This window comes from Paraburkholderia sp. SIMBA_053 (genome assembly GCF_046534895.1).
GTDB classification, from domain to species: Bacteria; Pseudomonadota; Gammaproteobacteria; order Burkholderiales; family Burkholderiaceae; genus Paraburkholderia; species Paraburkholderia caledonica.
This window is the reverse complement of sequence record NZ_JAWRXU010000129.1, coordinates 1-435: the sequence shown is the minus strand read 5'-3', so window position 1 is coordinate 435 and position 435 is coordinate 1. Positions and strand designations below refer to the sequence as shown.

General features: G+C 61.8%; 1 protein-coding gene and 1 pseudogene. One reads left to right on the top strand and one right to left on the bottom strand.

Translation table 11 applies throughout. From position 1 onward, the window contains the following. The coding region (locus SB753_RS34900) for a glutathione binding-like protein (protein ID WP_410804596.1) at positions 1 to 332 on the top strand (332 nt) is incomplete at its 5' end. A gap of 26 nt (positions 333 to 358) precedes the next feature. Here the strand turns inward: SB753_RS34900 and SB753_RS34895 are convergent. Next, a pseudogene (locus SB753_RS34895) lies at positions 359 to 435 on the bottom strand (MaoC family dehydratase); the annotation flags it as partial.

The window sequence follows — 435 nt, the reverse complement described above, 5'->3', positions numbered from 1 at the left end:
CGCCGCAACCGATCGAATACGCGATCAACCGCTACACCAACGAAACAAAGCGCCTGTACGGCGTGATGGACACCAAGCTCGGCAAGACGCGCTATCTGGCAGGCGACGACTACACCATCGCCGATATCGCCACGTTCCCCTGGACGCGTTCATGGCAAAACCAGGGCCTGCAAATCGACGAGTTTCCGAACGTGAAGCGCTGGCATGAAGAGATCGCCGCGCGTCCCGCCGTGCAACGCGGCGTCGAAGTGCTCGCCTCGGCGCGCGTGCCGCTGATGGACGAAAAAGCGAAGGAAATACTGTTCGGCGCGACGCAATACGCCAAGCACTGAGCATCGCGAGGCGCCGACGCGCGCAACTAGAAATCGTGTCGCGTGATGAACTCTGCGATGCACACGGGACGCTCGCTGCCCTGCCGTTCGAGCGTCACGTTCC